At 42.4% G+C, this 16,802-nt stretch carries 12 protein-coding genes; 7 read left to right on the forward strand and 5 right to left on the reverse strand.

The genetic code is table 11. The annotated features are described in order from the left end of the window. On the reverse strand, window positions 1–384 hold a 384-nt coding region (locus F6J99_RS26795), incomplete at its 3' end, for a hypothetical protein (RefSeq protein WP_293116983.1). Between the two features lie 1,580 nt (window positions 385–1,964). On the opposite strand from F6J99_RS26795, the gene F6J99_RS26800 reads away from it, so the two are divergent. The 5 genes from F6J99_RS26800 (at window position 1,965) to F6J99_RS26820 (ending at window position 9,424) form a co-directional block, all read left to right on the forward strand. Beyond that, on the forward strand, window positions 1,965–5,177 hold the full coding sequence (locus F6J99_RS26800; protein ID WP_293116986.1) for a peptidase domain-containing ABC transporter: 3,213 nt from the start codon (window positions 1,965–1,967) through the stop codon (window positions 5,175–5,177). Between the two features lie 161 nt (window positions 5,178–5,338). Beyond that, window positions 5,339–6,973, forward strand: coding sequence for an HlyD family efflux transporter periplasmic adaptor subunit (locus F6J99_RS26805; RefSeq protein ID WP_070390625.1), 1,635 nt, complete (start codon window positions 5,339–5,341; stop codon window positions 6,971–6,973). A gap of 677 nt (window positions 6,974–7,650) precedes the next feature. Further along, window positions 7,651–8,067, forward strand: coding sequence for a HetP family heterocyst commitment protein (locus tag F6J99_RS26810; RefSeq protein WP_070390624.1), 417 nt, complete (start codon window positions 7,651–7,653; stop codon window positions 8,065–8,067). A 550-nt stretch (window positions 8,068–8,617) separates the two neighbouring features. Continuing rightward, a complete protein-coding gene (locus tag F6J99_RS26815) occupies window positions 8,618–8,908 on the forward strand; it encodes a hypothetical protein (RefSeq protein WP_293116990.1) in 291 nt (96 codons plus the stop codon). A gap of 225 nt (window positions 8,909–9,133) precedes the next feature. Further along, window positions 9,134–9,424 (forward strand): hypothetical protein, encoded by a 291-nt coding sequence (locus tag F6J99_RS26820; protein WP_293116990.1) that lies wholly within the window; start codon window positions 9,134–9,136, stop codon window positions 9,422–9,424. 427 nt (window positions 9,425–9,851) lie between these two features. On the opposite strand, the gene F6J99_RS26825 is transcribed toward F6J99_RS26820, so the two are convergent. Together F6J99_RS26825 and F6J99_RS26830 are read right to left on the reverse strand one after the other, a co-directional pair. Next, a complete protein-coding gene (locus tag F6J99_RS26825; protein WP_293116992.1) occupies window positions 9,852–10,151 on the reverse strand; it encodes a hypothetical protein in 300 nt (99 codons plus the stop codon). Window positions 10,152–10,573: 422 nt separating this feature from the next. Continuing rightward, a complete protein-coding gene (locus F6J99_RS26830) occupies window positions 10,574–10,930 on the reverse strand; it encodes a hypothetical protein (protein ID WP_293116994.1) in 357 nt (118 codons plus the stop codon). 10 nt (window positions 10,931–10,940) lie between these two features. Between F6J99_RS26830 and F6J99_RS26835 the strand changes: the two genes are divergently transcribed. Next, window positions 10,941–11,927: a calcium-binding protein gene (locus F6J99_RS26835; RefSeq protein WP_293116996.1), complete on the forward strand. Its 987-nt coding sequence runs from the start codon at window positions 10,941–10,943 to the stop codon at window positions 11,925–11,927. Between the two features lie 134 nt (window positions 11,928–12,061). After that, window positions 12,062–12,844, forward strand: coding sequence for a peptidylprolyl isomerase (locus F6J99_RS26840; protein WP_070390618.1), 783 nt, complete (start codon window positions 12,062–12,064; stop codon window positions 12,842–12,844). A gap of 573 nt (window positions 12,845–13,417) precedes the next feature. Here the strand turns inward: F6J99_RS26840 and F6J99_RS26845 are convergent. Together F6J99_RS26845 and F6J99_RS26850 are read right to left on the reverse strand one after the other, a co-directional pair. Beyond that, window positions 13,418–14,257 (reverse strand): hypothetical protein, encoded by an 840-nt coding sequence (locus F6J99_RS26845; RefSeq protein WP_293116999.1) that lies wholly within the window; start codon window positions 14,255–14,257, stop codon window positions 13,418–13,420. A 1,388-nt stretch (window positions 14,258–15,645) separates the two neighbouring features. Next, the gene (locus tag F6J99_RS26850) at window positions 15,646–16,641 is read right to left on the reverse strand and encodes an NAD(P)-dependent oxidoreductase (RefSeq protein WP_293117001.1); all 996 of its coding nucleotides are present in this window, start codon (window positions 16,639–16,641) and stop codon (window positions 15,646–15,648) included. Window positions 16,642–16,802 lie beyond the last annotated feature (161 nt).

Consider the following 16,802-nt stretch of genomic DNA (forward strand, 5'->3'; position numbering starts at 1 on the left):
TACTTGACTAGAAGAAATTAAATTACCCTTGAAGCCAAAATAATCTAACAGTCTGGTATAACCATTGGTTGTGTCTAATACAAAAAAGTAACTGCCTGACTTTGCGGAAGCATATTCAGTATTGGAATTTTCAATTTCTTTTGAGTCAAGTTGTACAGCGGTTGAGAAATCAAAGGAGAACTTCTCATAAGCACCAACGGAAAAATTACCAACTACCTTAGCCTTACTATTAGCAAATACTTCATAAGCGCCCTCAGTACCAACTCCAGCACTTTCAGTGAAGAGTTCAGAAAAAGTTGGGTCATTGATAAAGGTGGCGTCAGCATTAGCAATGGCCTGACTTAAACCATCGTTGACAAAAGTCTGCGCTTGGGCATCAGTCAAAGTCCCTGAAGAACTGTGACTGTATCCTGTAAACTGAGCGCCTCCGGTAGCATTAGCAAAGTTAGGTTTAGGGTTATAGGTTTGAGATTTAAGGGATAAGAATAGAGTATCTGATGTCATAAACGTCTAGGTTGTTCTGTTCACTTAATTAACTTAATTATCAATATTGGGAAGGGATAATGGGAAATAAGCGCGTTTGTATCTGGGTTGTCAATACACTTCTTGCAGGAATTGGCTTGCATACAAGAGGAACCCACCTCTAACCCCTACCAGGAGGGTAAGTAAGGCAAGATGGTAAAGATATCCGGAGTTTTATTGTTCAATAAAAAAAACCTTATAGGTTGACATTTGATACAAAAAATGCTATATTATCCAACGGCTAAGTTCACCAATTTATTGATAGTAAAACCATAAAAAAAATCAAAATACTAGATCTGCCAATTTGTCATTTTTTATTATTTATTTTTGTAACCTTTACGTTTCTTAATAGGTAACTATAGGATTGATGAAGTAAATGTAAACCTAGGGATTATTTTTTTTTTAAATAAAAATAACGATCAAGAAAAATAGGTAAGTTAACTGTTGATTAACTTATAGCAAGTCCGGAGGATGATCGATAATTAACAATATCCGCGTATCCCCGTTCTTTCCTCCCCTTACTTCTCCCTCTCTCCCGATCAGTTTTAATGATTAGTATTTAAGGGTCGATGATATTACGACCAAATAGGAAGTATGGTGCTCTGTAAGCTGGCATTTTTTTGAGGGGTATCACCCCTAGGGTAATTGACAAACCCTATCACACTATTACGGATCACAAAGCTTCTCTAGAAGCTGAGACATAGCTGTTCTTGTGAATTTTATTTAAATTTTATAATAAGATTTGATGAAGACTTGGTAAAGTACTTGTGAGACTATTGATAACTACTAAACTGATTATATGAATAATTAGTTTAGTAAAAATGTTATGAAAACTTGACCAATCTATCGACCTGGTTAAGTTCAATCTGACCACTTAACTTCAATGAGATTTGATTAAGATTTATTGAAGATGTCTTCAAAACCGTGATTTTATCGTAAAAATAACTTGACAGCGCCGATTTACTTCACATAGGATGATTCCGGAGATTGTCCTTGGGGTTAGTGGTAAGGAATATTATGTAAAAAAGGAAATATGTAAATTAAGAAATATGTAAAGATATTGAGTTTTCAGGGGAAAAAACTCATAATTGATTTCACAAGCTTTTCATAAAGTTAACGAAAAAATGGCGATCAGCCTCCCGGAACAAGGGTGACCATCAAATTATTACTTATTTACCTGGATTAGCTGGGATTGCTTAGGTTGCATCAAACGGCAAACACTTGTTGGATGCCACAGTACTCCTAAGTCAACTCCTAAGTCAACCCCAGGGAACACTACTGGGACTATCCCTAGGGAAAATGGGAGAAAAGATTCTATGTGACTACCCAGAGCACTGTTTGATCAATCAGGACTTGTGCCAATCAAATGGGGTCAAAGACTCAAGCTAACCATGGCGCTAGTCAAGACATGGCAAAACTCACTAACGAAGGGGTTCTAGCTAATGCATCAGAAAACGGTCGGTTTAGAAGAATCAGGGCAACCACCAGATTCCCTTGGCCAATACCCGACCCATAAATCTTCCGAGGTTATTGAACACCTAATCGCGAACTGGTTGGATAAGACACTAGTAAATACACTATTACCTGAATTTAGTCAATCCTTCCAAATTCATAACTTTGATCTAGGTGATGAAATTATACCCCATCCTAGACGGGATTTAAGCCAAGATTCTGTTCAAAATGAACCAAATAAGTATTTTTACGTGGTCTGTCGCGGGCGGGTGCGGCTGCTAAGCTTTGATGAGGAAAAACAGCGGGATGTATCCGTACAGGTTCTTGAAGAGGGGGCAAGCTTTGGGGCTGAGGAACGGTTGTGCAACCTATCTTATTCTTACCAAGCGATCGCTGCGAGTTCAGGACAGATTGCTCGGATTTCCTTAGCTGAACTCGAATCTTGGTTAGAACAGCTACCGGAGTGGCTTGAACACCTACAGCAACAAGCTCAGCACCGGCAACGCTTGATTTTCTTCAAGACCTTGACAGAATTGCGTACCCTTGACAGCATCACCCTACAGCAATTGTTGCCCTACCTGGTAGACACATGGATTTCCGCTGGGGAGTCCTTAGTTGAGTCTGGCCAAGTTGGTCGTTACTGGCTACGTAGTGGTCAGATTGAAAGGGACCCAGTTCAAGAGAATTGCCGACTCACCATTGCAAGGGGCGAAAGTTGGGGCTATCCTCAGCCAGTGCCGGAAGATTGGATTGCCCAAAGCGATTTATGGGTAACCCATCTACCAAAGGAACATTGGGAAACTGCCCAACTCCTGGCACCAGTGCTGGCAAGGTTGAGTCCACAGACGGGTCAAAGCTCTGAAAATGGACACCAGAAATCAGACGCCACTAGCACCATACTTCACCAAGTCCGTACTCAGTCCGGTCACAGAGTACCGCTAATTCCATCCAACCTCCCTACCAATGGAAATGCTGAAACAGAAAGTAACTCCACCCAGGCTGAGTCTGAACTGATCCCATTTCCCGTACCGACGAAGCGGCATTTTCTTCAGGGGTTGTGGCAACGCTATCCCTTAATTGAACAGCAATCGTCTTCCGATTGTGGCGCTGCTTGCTTGGCAATGATTGGACGCTACTGGGGCAAACGATTTAGTTTGAATTCCCTACGGAATCTGGCTGGGGTGGGGCGTGCTGGGTCATCCTTGAAAGGGTTAGCCAGAGCATCAGAAACCTTGGGATTTCAAGCTACTCCAGTCAGAGCGTCTTTAGCTCGCCTAGCGGATCGGAGTAACCCCTGGATTGCTCACTGGCAAGGTGATCATTATATAGTTGTCTATTGGGTCAAAGGGGAGAAGGTACTTGTTGCGGATCCAGCTGTAGGAAAGCGATCGCTTTCTCGACAACAATTTCTAGAGGGTTGGACAGGATATGCACTGCTGTTGAATCCCACTCCCCAGCTAGCAGCTACTCCCAATCAAAAGATTTCTCTGAATCGCTTTTGGGGATTGCTATGGCCCCATCGCATAGTCCTGTTGCAAATTATCCTAGCTTCCCTACTGCTCCAGGTGTTTGGTCTGATTACCCCCCTGTTTACCCAAATCATTTTGGATCGGGTGGTGGTTAACAAAAGTTTTGTTACCCTCAATGTCTTTGCCATTGGTCTAGTCATCTTTGGACTTTGGAGCATGGGCTTGAGTGTCACCAGACGCTACTTGCTCGATTACTTTTCCAATCGACTCAGTCTTACCTTTGTCAGTGGCTTTATTAAATATACACTCACACTACCCCTGAAGTTTTTTGAATCCCGCCAGGTGGGAGACATCCTGACCAGAGTCCAGGAAACTGGGAAAATTCAGGCGTTCCTCACTCAGCAAGCCATTGCCACTTGGCTGGATGTGGTAATGATGTTTGTCTATGTGGGGTTGATGCTCTACTACAACTGGCACCTAACCTTGCTGGTGCTGGCAACGATTGTACCGATTGCGATTTTGACCATAGTTGCCAGTCCATTTCTACGGCAAGTGTCCAGGGAAATCTTTAAAGAAGAGGCGGCACAAAACTCCCTGTTAGTAGAAATGATATCGGGGGTAGCAACTGTCAAAGCAGCAGCCTCTGAACAAGAGGTGCGCTGGCGCTGGGAAGACCGCCTCACGGGTCAGTTGAATATGGAATTCAAAGGACAGAACTTGGCCAACGGCTTAGGGTCAGTGAGTGGCTTGATTAATAACCTCAGCGGCACGGCTTTACTATGGTTGGGAGCAAGTCTGGTAATTCAGGAACAGCTCACGATTGGTCAGTTTGTGGCATTTAATATGCTCATTGGTCGGGTGATTAGCCCGATTTTGTCTTTGGTGGGACTTTGGGATGAGTTCCAAGAAATATTGGTATCCGTGGAACGGCTCGATGATGTCTTGACCACCCAGCCAGAAGAGAATACCCAAAAACCCCTGATGCCATTGCCTGGGATCGCGGGGCATGTTCAGTTTGACAATATCAGCTTTCGCTACAGTGAGGATGATGAACAATACATCCTTCAGAACATTTCCTTCGAGGTTGCCCCTGGAAAGACCATAGCCATTGTTGGACGCAGTGGCTCGGGCAAAAGTACCTTGGTCAGGCTGCTCCAAGGACTCTATCAGCCAACTACAGGCCGTATTTTGATTGATAGCCACGACATCCGACATGTTTCTCCCCAGTCTTTGCGCTCTCAATTAGGTGTAGTACCCCAAGAATGCTTTTTGTTTTCAGGGACAATCTTAGACAACATCACTTTATACAAACCTGAGTATAGTCTCGAACAAGGGGTAGAAGTGGCCAAATTGGCTGAAGCTCATGTGTTTATTCAAAACCTGCCACTGGGATACAACACCAAGGTTGGGGAGCGAGGGTCTAACCTGTCTGGGGGACAACGGCAACGGATTGCGATCGCCCGAGCCTTGCTGGGTAACCCCAAGATTCTGATTCTCGATGAAGCGACTAGCTCCCTAGATACGGAATCAGAGCGACGTTTTCAACAAAATTTAGCTCGCATTAGTCGCGATCGCACTACCTTCATCATTGCCCACCGTCTTTCTACGGTGCGCAATGCCGACTGTATACTCGTCCTCGACCAAGGTCTGATCGCAGAGCGCGGTACCCACTCCGAACTCATGGCTGAGAAAGGTCTGTACTACCACCTAGCCCAGCAGCAGCTAGATCTTTAACCCTGGCATTTATCAAAGTTTGTAAATGTTTTTCGTAAAAAATCGCTCTCGGGGTGATTAAGTATATCCCCCACTGTGTTCAAGATTGACTTTCGCGAACGTTCGTGTTCTCAGTTCAAATCAATACACACAACACTACCAGTGATTATCGGTGAACTATCATGAACAAACCAGAAGCATCTACCCCGTCTAGAGAGGGACTCCCTAAGGGAGAAACCCCTCACCCTAATCTAACCTCAGCTGAGATTAGATCGATCTATGGAGGGACAGCGGTATCAGCACCACTAGTCCGAGCATCACCTAATCATGTCCCAAATCCGGTCACAGCAACATCATCACTAGGAGCTACCAACACTGAAAACTGGTCAACAGCCCTACAAAATTTACTGGATCAGCCACCATCGGTACTGCCCCAGAGACTGCTTTTGGGCGGATTCGCCTTCTGTATGGTTTGTGGGGTTTGGGCAACCTTTGGGCAAATTGACGAAGTGGGTAAAGCCACAGGCAAGTTAGTGCCAAAAGGAGAAGTGTATAAAATTCACCCGATTGAATCTGGCAAAGTGGCCAAGATTGCGGTCAAAGAAGGGGAATCGGTTACCGCTGGGCAAGTCTTGGTGGAACTAGATACAAAACTTGGTGCTACGGAAGTAGAGCGTTTGGAGCAACTGATCAATGCTGACCAAATCAAATTAATTCAGATGCAAGGGCTGATTGAAAACATTCGCCAAGAAGCCCAAACCCGTCAGCAAATTGCCAAAGCGGACATTGACGGACAACAGGCAGCTATCGATCAGGCACAGACTAAAGTAACTGCCTTACGAGAACAACTGATCCAACATCAGCAGGCAAAAGTCGCCAGTCAGGACAGACTAGAACGGCTAAAACAGCTCAAGGCTACTACCCAAGCACTGCTCCAGCAACGACAGGATGATGCCTTTGCCCTTAAGGAACGCCTCGATAATCTCAAACCCCTGTTAGCATCAGGGGCAATCTCAAAAGAACAAGTATTTCAAGCAGAACATAGCCTACGAGCGAGTCAGCGGGTGATTACCCAAACCCAACTGCAAGAAGCAGCCAGTAACCAAGACCAGATTTATCAAGCCCAGCAGAGTATACGCGATCGCAATAGCTCCATCACCCTCACTCAGAGCGATCTCAACCAAACCTTAGCAGAAATCCAACGACTTCAAGCAGGTCTAACTCAGAAGCAAGCAGAAGTCCATCGGACTCAGCTCGAGACCAAGCAAAAACTTCAGCAGTTGGAGATCGAACTGACTCAACTAAATGCCAAAATTGCTGAAAACCGCAATCTGCTAACTAGTGCGAAAGCCAGGCTCAAACAAAAGTTTCTCTATGCACCGGTAGATGGAGTAGTTTCCTCCCTCAACGTTGCCAATATTGGTGAAGTCTTTCAATCCGGTCAAACCATTGCTGAAGTAGCGCCCCAAGATGCGCCCCTGGTGTTATCAGCCAGTTTACCTAATCAGGAGGCAGGCTTTATCAAACAAGGAATGCCGGTGCAAATCAAGCTTGATGCCTATCCCTATCAGGAATACGGCATCATCAAAGGGAAAGTTACTTCCCTTTCTGCTGATGCCAAAACTGATCAACAACTTGGTTCAGTTTATGAGGTAGAAGTTTCCCTAAACCGTGACTACGTTAAAGAGGACGATCAAATGATCCGATTCAAAGCTGGTCAGACAGCCAAAGCTGACATCATTATCCGCCGCCGTCGGATTGTGGATTTCTTGTTAGATCCGATCCGACAGCTGCAAAAAGGTGGTGTCAATCTATAGCAGGACTAACGCAATTTAGCCATCGACATACTGCCTATAGCGTAATGGGAGTGGTACTAAATCCAGGTCGATTAACCCTGGTGGCACAACCAGTCAGGGAAGAGGAGTACAAGGGAGGAAAAGGGATTGACTGACAAGTCGTGGGCAATGCCGAGTGAGGGAAATTTATGGTCAGAGGTAGATTGAGCTCGGTCATGGAAAAGCTGCTTGAATTCCCTGTGGATACAGGATTTCACAGTCTTTTCACAAAATCTGATCAAAATATTCACGAAATCTGATCACAATCTGAACAAAATTTTCATAAAGCTCTGTTCAAAATAGTCTTTACTGAGAGTATTTGAAGTGTTTGAGATTTGTCAGTCAACTAGAAGGGGGGAATAATCTGGTGTTCTCCAAAATGGGGATGATTGATGGAAATTTAGAAGAAGATAATCCTGAGCTATCAATCGTTATTGATTGGTACAAAAGAACAGGTTGTGAGATTCTTCGAGATCAACCGATCAGCCAAACACACCATCTGCGGAGGTTTTACAACTCAAATCAGATTCTTAGATCAGTACTCTAACTCTTCGGTTAATTGACCAACCAGAATCACTGACTATTTAAACTAGAGGTAGAGTTCAAGCGTAAATCCTGTAAATCCAATTCGTTGACCTTCAGATCACAGAGAAATAATCATGAGTTACTCCATGCTTCGTCGTTCTAATCGCCCACTGGGCAAAACCCTAGATCCTGAAAAGATTAGTTTGATTGAAGAAGCAATCCGCGATCGCAAGTATTCCTGGGCTTGTGTTTTGATGCTGCGTTATTTGGGTCTTAACCCCATAGAATACATACCGTCACGAACCTACTGCCGATTGCGACGGGATAACGAGAAAATGGACTCACTCAATCAAGCTACAACCGACACTTTAAAGCAGGATAGGCAAGATGCTCACAAGTGCTTAAGGAACATTAAAGATCTCGATTATGCAGAGCCCCTTGACAGGAGAAGCCAACTAGTTCAAGGGGGCTCTCAAGAACAGTGGTTTAACAACAAATTGCAAAAATTCTACTCAAATTGCAAAAATTCTACTCAACTACTAGGAATGTAAGGTTTTTCTAGTGACTGCTAACCTCACCATTGAGGTGAGGGACTGATAGCTCAATGCTGACAGTCCCCCAATCCCTGAATTTATTTTGTTTTTCTTAATTTTTTGATACGGCATAAATTGCCTTAATACTCCCAAGTTAGTTTTCCATAACTTGGGCATTTTTCATAACAATTTGTAACGTTAAACTATCCCTAAAACTTTACCGCCAAATTGGCGTGACAAGTGAGACAAATTAAAGTAAGAGCGGTAGGATTAAAGTAACAACAACCAAGGGGTTGTTAGTTACCTACCTAACTGAATCAAGTGTCGAGCTAAAGTTTCCGCCAAATTGGCGTGACAAGTGAGACAAATTAAAGTAAGAGCGGTAGGATGAAAGTAACAACAACAAAAACCAAGTTGTTGTTAGCTACCTACCTAACTGAATTAAAAACTTTCCGCCAAATTGGCGTGACAAGTGAGACAAATTAAAGTAAGAGAGGTAGGATGAAAGTAACAACAACAAAAACCAAGTTGTTGAGCAACATCAAACTAACAAAAGAGCAGACCAACCATGATTATTTCTGACCTAAATCACATCGAAGTTGTTAACGAAGAAACCAACATCGTTGGTGGATTAAGGCGAAGTGTATACTTCCGCGATAACAAGAAAATTGATATCAAGAAAAGGGTCAATATCAAAGAGCGCTTTGAGTCTATTGTGAAGGTTCGGGGCAACGCCGCTACTGCTGAAGCTACCGCTGATGCTAAAGGTAAGGATAGTCTGGCTGAAACCATTACTGACGCTCAAGCCAATTCCCACGGCTCTTCTGCAATTTCTCTTTCTGTGGCTTTTGTCAACTAATCTTAGTAGGGACTAAATATTAGTAGGGACTAAACCCTATTTCCTACTAATATTTATGAAACTAAGTATTTATTTAGCCACCTACCTAAGCCACCTACCAAACTTAATCAAGTTTCCGCCAAATTGGCGTGACAAGTGAAACAAATTGACTTAAGAGCGGTAGAATAAAAGTAACAACAACCAAGTTGTTGAGTAACAAAAAAATTACCAAAGAGCAGACCAACCATGATTATTTCTGACCTAAATCACATCGAAGTTGTTAACGAAGAAACCAACATCGTTGGTGGATTAAGACGAAGTGTATACTTCCGCGATAACAAGAAAATTGATATCAAGAAAAGGGTCAATATCAAAGAGCGCTTTGAGTCTATTGTGAAGGTTCGGGGCAACGCCGCTACTGCTGAAGCTACCGCTGATGCTAAAGGTAAGGATAGTCTGGCTGAAACCATTACTGACGCTCAAGCCAATTCCCACGGCTCTTCGGCAATTTCTCTTTCTGTAGCTTTTGTGAACTAATCTTAGTAGGGATTAATCGTAGTACTTGATCAGATTGCTGGGGGTAAGCATTTATATCTAGGATAAATTAATCTCTAGATTTAGTGACCAATGCTTCCCCCTTAGTTAAGGCCAATAGAAAGACGAAATTTGGAAACAATTCCAATTAACTGGGCGGATACAAGGAAAAGGGAACGGAGAACCTGGAACACAAAGGAAGGGTTTTCGTAGCGTTAGTTGACTTAAAATTATCAGTTAACAAAAACTAGTCATGCCCAGGTAGTTTTAAATGTAGTTTTAAATTAGATATTTTGGGATAGGAACACCATTTTTATTGAAAAAGGAATGTGAGGCTTATCCATCTTTATCATCAATCTAACAGGCAAAGCTATACAGGTAGAGGTTGATTAATGATTATTAATAACCTAGATTTTTCTCGGGAACATGTTCAGGCAAACTGGATTATAGGCGGTCGAATTGCTCGGGCAAATACCAGAACACTTGCTAGAGCTGACGTGGCATTATCCGACGCTGATGCATTCGCTTTTGGCAATCGAGCCTCAGTAGTGACTGATACTGATTCAAGAGTAATAAATAGCAGGTTTTCTAAGAAGAGCATCGCCAGGGCGAGTGCTGATGCTGAGTCTAGGACTAGGAAAGGGGTTTTCCGAGCTAAGTCTGACAGTATATCTTTGTTTTTCGGTAGATATAGATAATACCGATTTTGGTAAATCCGGCGATAAATCAATAAGAGTTTTCGGTAATTTTCGGTAATAGGTAAGGGAGACTAGGGGATGGGCAATGGTAACTAAAGTTTTTTTCGCCTACTACCTAGCCCCTAGCTTGATAATGAGGAGGGAATCGAATTAGGAATGAAAGGGAAAAGATGTTCATTCCTTTTTTATGTTGAGCATAAACTTCCTAAACTCATTGGCATAGTTTTGGAATAGAGGAATTATAGAGGAATTTTTGTTGATAGTTAACAGTTGATGCTTGGTAGAGATAAGGCGTGTCGGTACGGCAGTAGAACAGTTAACGGTCAACACTCAACACTCAACACTTAACACTCCACAAACCAGGTTCAACAGGTGCAGCTTAAGGGTAACACACGGCTTATAGCCGATTCAGAACCATGTTTGATTTAAACAAAACTTTCATCAGAACAAGAAGCTATACATTTCCTCGTTTGAGCCGAATTGCAGAGAGGCTGAAAGAAAGGTTCACAAAGCCCATCACACAGAGCATCACAGACAGCATCCCAGACAGCATCCCAGACAGCATCCCAGACAGCATCACAGACAGCATCCCAGAGAACCGTAGTCTAATTACTAGTTCAACTGCGACTACAAACAATTCTTCCAAAACCATCAGAAACAATAGCCTCACTATCAATGGTAACGATCGTAGTAGGATAGTAACTAACGACTCACAAACAAATAGCAGAAATAGCAGTTCATGGACTAATCGCTGGAGTTCAAGCAGTAGCGATCGCTTAATCAGTGGTGTGAGGGCAGGTGTAGGCTCCAACGTGATGAGAATGACTACTATTAATGGCAATAGCACACTGGGGGGTACTCAAGGCAATGATGAACTAACTGGGGGAGATGGGGATGATGTCCTGATTGGTGGCTTTGGTACGGATACAGTCACAGGGGGCAACGGTAGCGATACATTTGTGCTGGGATTGGAAACAACTAGTCCTATCACTGACCCCTCTCTAGCTGATGTAATCACTGATTTCAATGCTGCTGAGGGTGACAAGATTAGTTTAACTGGGGGACTATCTGGGGAGGACATCCTACTAGAGGTATTTGATAGCAATGGTGATAGCACAGCTGATGGGACTTTAGTAAAGCTAGCATCCTCTCCTGACAACGGTATCCTAGCACTAGTCCAAGGAACAGTTAATGCTCAGGGTGAGACTACTCTAACCAGTGCTGATTTCATCACGACCTACGACAACACTATCATTGGTACTGAAGGGGATGACGAACTAGTCGGTGACAACAGCAACGACCAAATTCAGGGACTGCAAGGCAATGATCAGATTTCCGGAGAAGCAGGGGATGACCTCCTGAAAGGAAACCAAGGTAACGATAGTATTAATGGCAAGGATGGCAATGATATTTTACTGGGTGGAGCAGGGAATGATAGCTTAGATGGTGGTGATGGGGAAGACTTCCTGGTTGGTGGCATAGGGCTAGATAGCCTCACAGGCTGGAATGGTGGTGATACATTTGTTCTAACCCAAGAAACTAACCCGATCACTGATCCAGGATTAGCTGATCAAATCACTGACTTCAATAAATTTGAAGGAGATAAGATTGGTCTGACAGTCGAAGTCTTAGTAGACGATATTGTCTTAGACGTATTTGATAGCACTGGTAATGGCATTGCTGATGCCACTTTGGTTAAATTCAATAACGATATTCTAGCTGTAGTCAAAGGAACCGTAGATGGACAGGGTGCAACCACCCTAACTAATGATGATTTCATCACAGTATCTGATGTAATTTTAGGATAAGATTGATAAGTAGTAAGAATCACCTTGATAAGTAGTCGGAATCAGCCCATCCCTTACATCTGTTCACTCATCCGTTGTCCCATATATTGCCCCATTACTCTATCAGCTAAAATCTGAGCTAGGAAAACCTAACCATGACTATTCTTTCTAGAGCATCCCTTGAACCACAGGAAATTACTGAGTTTCTGAAACGAGAAATCCAGCTGAAAGACGTCTCTGAGAAAATTTTGTATCAAAAAGTCATTAATCGATCTGCTGCGGAAAGAAACTTAACCGTCACCGCCGAAGAAATTCAGGAAGAGGCAGATAAATTCCGTCACGAAAATCGCTTGGAGAAAGCTTCAGACACTCTAGCTTGGCTAGCGGATAATATGATTACTTCTGATGACTGGGAAGCCGGAATTCGTCAGCAATTGCTAGCTAAAAAGTTATCCAAGTGTCTATTTGATAAAGACGTAGAAAAGTTTTTTGGTCAAAACCGACTAGATTTTGACCAAATCTTGCTCTATCAAATTATTGTAGCTAACGAGAAACTTGCCCAAGAACTATTCTATCAAATTGAAGAAAAAGAAATTAGCTTTTATCAAGCAGCTCATATCTACGACATTGATGAGGAACGCCGACAGAAGTGCGGTTTTGAAGGGAAGCTTTACCGTTGGAATTTACGTACAGATATAGCAGCGATTGTCTTTGGTGTACCGATTGGACAAGTGGTCAATCCCGTCAAAACTCCTCAGGGTTATCATATCTTGATGGTAGAAAGGTTTATCCCTGCTGAATTAACACCAGAAAGGTACGACGAGATATTGGATAGACTGTTTCAGGATTGGCTCAATCGTGAACTCAACTATATGCTTCATAGTGACACTATGGTTGATAATGTTGAGAGTCAAACTGCCGAGGCGTTGGGTCAGTAGTGGCATGATTGAGGGTAATGGGTAATGGGTAAGTAAGCTAATCCGCTACTTGAGGTGCTATCAGCTGAATGCTTACCCTTTAAAGTAGGTAAATCTCAATCAACAAAGCCATGGAGGCATTAAATTATGATTCGCTCCCGGATAATCAGAAAATGGATAGTTTCACCAGATGGAAATATAGTAGTCCAAGCCGAAAGTAGGACATTTGCATCTGGTGAGCAAGCAAACACTAGTGAAGAGGTTACTGTGACCAGAGAGTCGGGCAGGAGTTATAGTAGAAGTTCCAGCTCTAGCGTTGCATCTTCTACGACAAAAAAGAAGAGAGCGAGATCAGAGAAAAAATAAGGGAGCATTTTGCTCCCACTAGCGGTATTTTTGCTACCTAATGACTAATTATATCAAATCCGGTTGACTAATTATCATATTCCTGATATAATCTGGTAACTAATGATTGGTAAATTAGTAATTGGTAGTTTACGATTACCCATTACCGATTACTAATTCCTAATTACCAATAATCCAGGAAATAGTTGATATGTGATTAACCGGACTTGATCATAATTAATAGTATAATTAATCTCTTAATAGTTTTGACTTATCAGTCAAAGTTTTAGTTTTGACTCGGTATCCAATGCTCAGTAAACCGAAGAAAAGTAAGCCTAGCAAGTTTGACGATTCAGGAGCTTTAACGGTTACCTTATTCGTTTTCGCTTCGACTAAGGTCAAATAAGTGGCTGTCTCGAAAGTGCGCTCATAATAACCCTGAACATCAGCCAGAGCAAATTCCTCTGTTCCTCCAAACAACTTAGTAAAGTCGTTATCAGCAAACACATTTTCACTGTGAGCAGACTCAAGGAAATCATCATCTCCTAGAGTTTCTAGGTTACCAGAGAGAGCGAAGAAGTCGATGGGAGTACTTAAGTCATCGCTGTGATATAACTCGAAAACTACGGTGCCCTCGGCACTTGCACTTTCAGCAGGTGGATTGTCGATCATGGTGATTAGATCCAGAAAACCATTGAAATCGAAAGAAAAGGTTTCCCCTGCATCGACAAAGAAGTTGTAACCGATAAGTTCAGCAAAACTTTCCGCCACACCACGGTAGTTGCTTCCTTCACCCTCAGCGGTACTCAAAGATTTATTACGAGCTCGTTTTAGTGGATCGAGTGAATCAGGAGTAAAACTTGACTCCGCGTTCGCCTCAGCAATCACATCACCCCCAGTTGAAATCACAAAAGTGTCGGCTTCAGCCAGGGTAACGACTTCTAGAGGATCAGTACTAAAGTTTCTGAAGTCGAAGGATCCTTTAGACAAAGCGAAAGTAGCAGCCAAACTTGGTGCAGCAGCGAGAACGGAACTGGTTACTGTAGCGAACAGTAATAATTTTTTAGCAATGGTTTTGTTCATTTTCATAATTTTCTGGGTGTTGTGGAATAAATTTCAGCCAGCGAAGTTTTTTTTGAACTGCCTAAATTTGCAGTTCAATTTGGGAAATTAAAGGCACAATAATTGTTCTGATACTAGTGTTGTAATGTAAGCATTCAGCCGTCAGTAGTCAGTGGTCAGTGGTCAGTGGTCAGTGGTCGCTGATAGCTGTTGGCGTAGCCTGCGCGTAGCGCATAAGCTGATACGCGACACGCTGATACGCGACACGCTGATAGCTGTTGGCGTAGCCTGCGCGTAGCGCATATGCTTACGTTGTAATTGTTGTATTCAACAGTGAGCACAGATATTGATTGGTGCCTAAAAAAATCCGGAATATCATTATAATGAATGGATTTTTTACCCTTCATATAATATAACTAACCGGAAAAAAATCCCTATTTATAGGTAAGCATTCAGCTCATGCAATGGCTGATAGCTGGCAATGGTAGATGCGCCTAGGGCGTTAGCTGAGGGCTGAATACTTCCATTTATAGATTAAGAATAAGCGAAAAATTCGCTATTAATTATAAAGTCAGCGTAATTCTACGTATCGATTATTTAAAGATTTTGTTAAATTAATTTCCGGCACGTAAAGAATTTATAAAAAGCTTTCGCTGGATCATTAAACTGTGCTGGAAAGCATTGAAAGATGAACTGTCGGCTATAATCCTTATTTAGATTGGTTTTAGCCAATTCAGTTATGCAATTTATTAACCTGATTTTTATCCAACTTGGAGGGAATAATCAGGGAGTTAGTTCTCAGTAATTGAGTTCTGATACCGAGTTAGATTCAAAGATAGTAGATTGCTTGGATAGGGAGATAGGGAGATAGGGAGATAGGGAGATGGGGAGATGGGGAGATGGGGAGATGGAGAGATGGAGAGATTGGGGGAAGAGAAAGTTGTACGTTTGTCCGCAACTTGGTATGAGTAATTGAAACTATGCTCATGATTCTCTATGTATAGTTGTGGAGCATAGTGACCTTAAACCTAAAGCTGGTGTAAAGTTAGAGCTGGTAAAGTTAAAGCTGGTCAGTATTTTGGGGTGCTTGTATTACCCCCAGACCAATTCCCGATTATCTATTACCTGATATATCTATTACCTGATAAGGGATATAAGAAGATATAATAATTAGTTTTATAAAAATGATAATCATATTTATAAATATAAATTTGTGGGTTATAGTAAGCTCGGTTAATCACATCGTTGACTCTAAAACTATCAATGAACTAAGCCAGTGGAATTGAACCGAGTTATGGAGTATTTTATAGTGTTATCTTATAAGTAAGCATAATTTAGATTCCAGCAATTAAAAAATTAAAGACAACTTAACTAGGAGTCCTGTTTCTAGTTTAAAGTGTAACGATTTGAAAAATCTAATCTCTGCTAATGCCACTAACTTTCAGAACGTCAGTAAGTGTAGGACAGTAAGTCGGTAAACCAAAGGTGGTTGGATTAACGGGGTTGTGATAAATAAAATGTCGGTAATTCAAGGAAAACCGACTCCAAGGATCCATCTGAATCCGGAACAGCACAATAAAGATATTGGCAAGCCAGATAAACAATGGTAGGCGAAAATAAATTTGTTTACCTAGATACTTACAAACTTCTTCTACGGCTTGGTTGACACTCAACGGCTGACAACCTAAAACCAATCTACCACTAGACATCCACTCTGCTTCTGCACTCAATGGTTGAGAGGGATGATGATCAATCAGGTATCGCACGACCTGAGCAATATCTTGGGCGTGGATGAAGTGGAAACTGCCATCAGCTCTAAACCAACGAATCAAGTTAATCCATTTGACAATATCTGGCAGTCCCGATGACAGATGGGAGTAGGGTTTAGTTTCATCTCCCCCTAGTACCAAGGTAGGAAATAGGGTAGTAATCTTAGGAGCGGACGCTAATTGGGATAAGCGCTTCAGACAAGTGTATTTGGAATAGATATATTCTGTTCCAAGTTCACCAGCTTCTTTGAGTAATTGGTTATTCCTATCCAATACGCTAGCAGTAGAGAAATAAATTACTTGCTCACAAACAGTAGGGTCAAGCAAGTTGATTAACTCGATAGTTTTGACAACGTTAATATCAAATGTTTCCTGTTGCCCTCCCCAAGCGGTTGCGGCCAGAATTGCCGCATTCATTGTCTTGAGCAAGTCACCAAAGTCTTCAATCTGGCGCAGGTCACCTTTTAGGATGGTAATGCCAGCACGCCCCTTGTCGCCAAACTTCAAGTCGTCAAACTTTAATTTGTCAGGGTTTCTGACTAACAAATACAACTCATGGTTAGTGTCGAGACTTAACGCTTCAGTGATGTAGTGACCAATGCAGCCACTAGCACCAGTGATAAAAATCCGCTTAGAGGTCATGGGATTTTGGATTTTCAATTCAATTATGTACTCCCGGATACATTTAACCCGGCAATTCCTGGCAAAACCCGGAAGCCGTGTACAGCACGTCGGTTATCGACGAGGAGGTATCCCTCAAAGCTTTTAGGTAAATCCCAAAAGCGCCATTATGATCACGGTCA

The sequence above is a fragment of the Moorena sp. SIO4G3 genome (assembly GCF_010692305.1).
Classification (GTDB): domain Bacteria; phylum Cyanobacteriota; class Cyanobacteriia; order Cyanobacteriales; family Coleofasciculaceae; genus Moorena; species Moorena producens_A.

Excerpts from the sequence above, each read along its gene's own strand:
- F6J99_RS26800 (WP_293116986.1), top strand. The coding sequence starts at position 1,965 with ATGCATCAGAAAACGGTCGGTTTAGAAGAATCAGGGCAACCACCAGAT.
- F6J99_RS26805 (WP_070390625.1), top strand. The coding sequence starts at position 5,339 with ATGAACAAACCAGAAGCATCTACCCCGTCTAGAGAGGGACTCCCTAAG.
- F6J99_RS26810 (WP_070390624.1), top strand. The coding sequence starts at position 7,651 with ATGAGTTACTCCATGCTTCGTCGTTCTAATCGCCCACTGGGCAAAACC.
- F6J99_RS26815 (WP_293116990.1), top strand. The coding sequence starts at position 8,618 with ATGATTATTTCTGACCTAAATCACATCGAAGTTGTTAACGAAGAAACC.
- F6J99_RS26820 (WP_293116990.1), top strand. The coding sequence starts at position 9,134 with ATGATTATTTCTGACCTAAATCACATCGAAGTTGTTAACGAAGAAACC.
- F6J99_RS26835 (WP_293116996.1), top strand. The coding sequence starts at position 10,941 with ATGACTACTATTAATGGCAATAGCACACTGGGGGGTACTCAAGGCAAT.
- F6J99_RS26840 (WP_070390618.1), top strand. The coding sequence starts at position 12,062 with ATGACTATTCTTTCTAGAGCATCCCTTGAACCACAGGAAATTACTGAG.
- F6J99_RS26845 (WP_293116999.1), bottom strand. The coding sequence starts at position 14,257 with ATGAAAATGAACAAAACCATTGCTAAAAAATTATTACTGTTCGCTACA.
- F6J99_RS26850 (WP_293117001.1), bottom strand. The coding sequence starts at position 16,641 with ATGACCTCTAAGCGGATTTTTATCACTGGTGCTAGTGGCTGCATTGGT.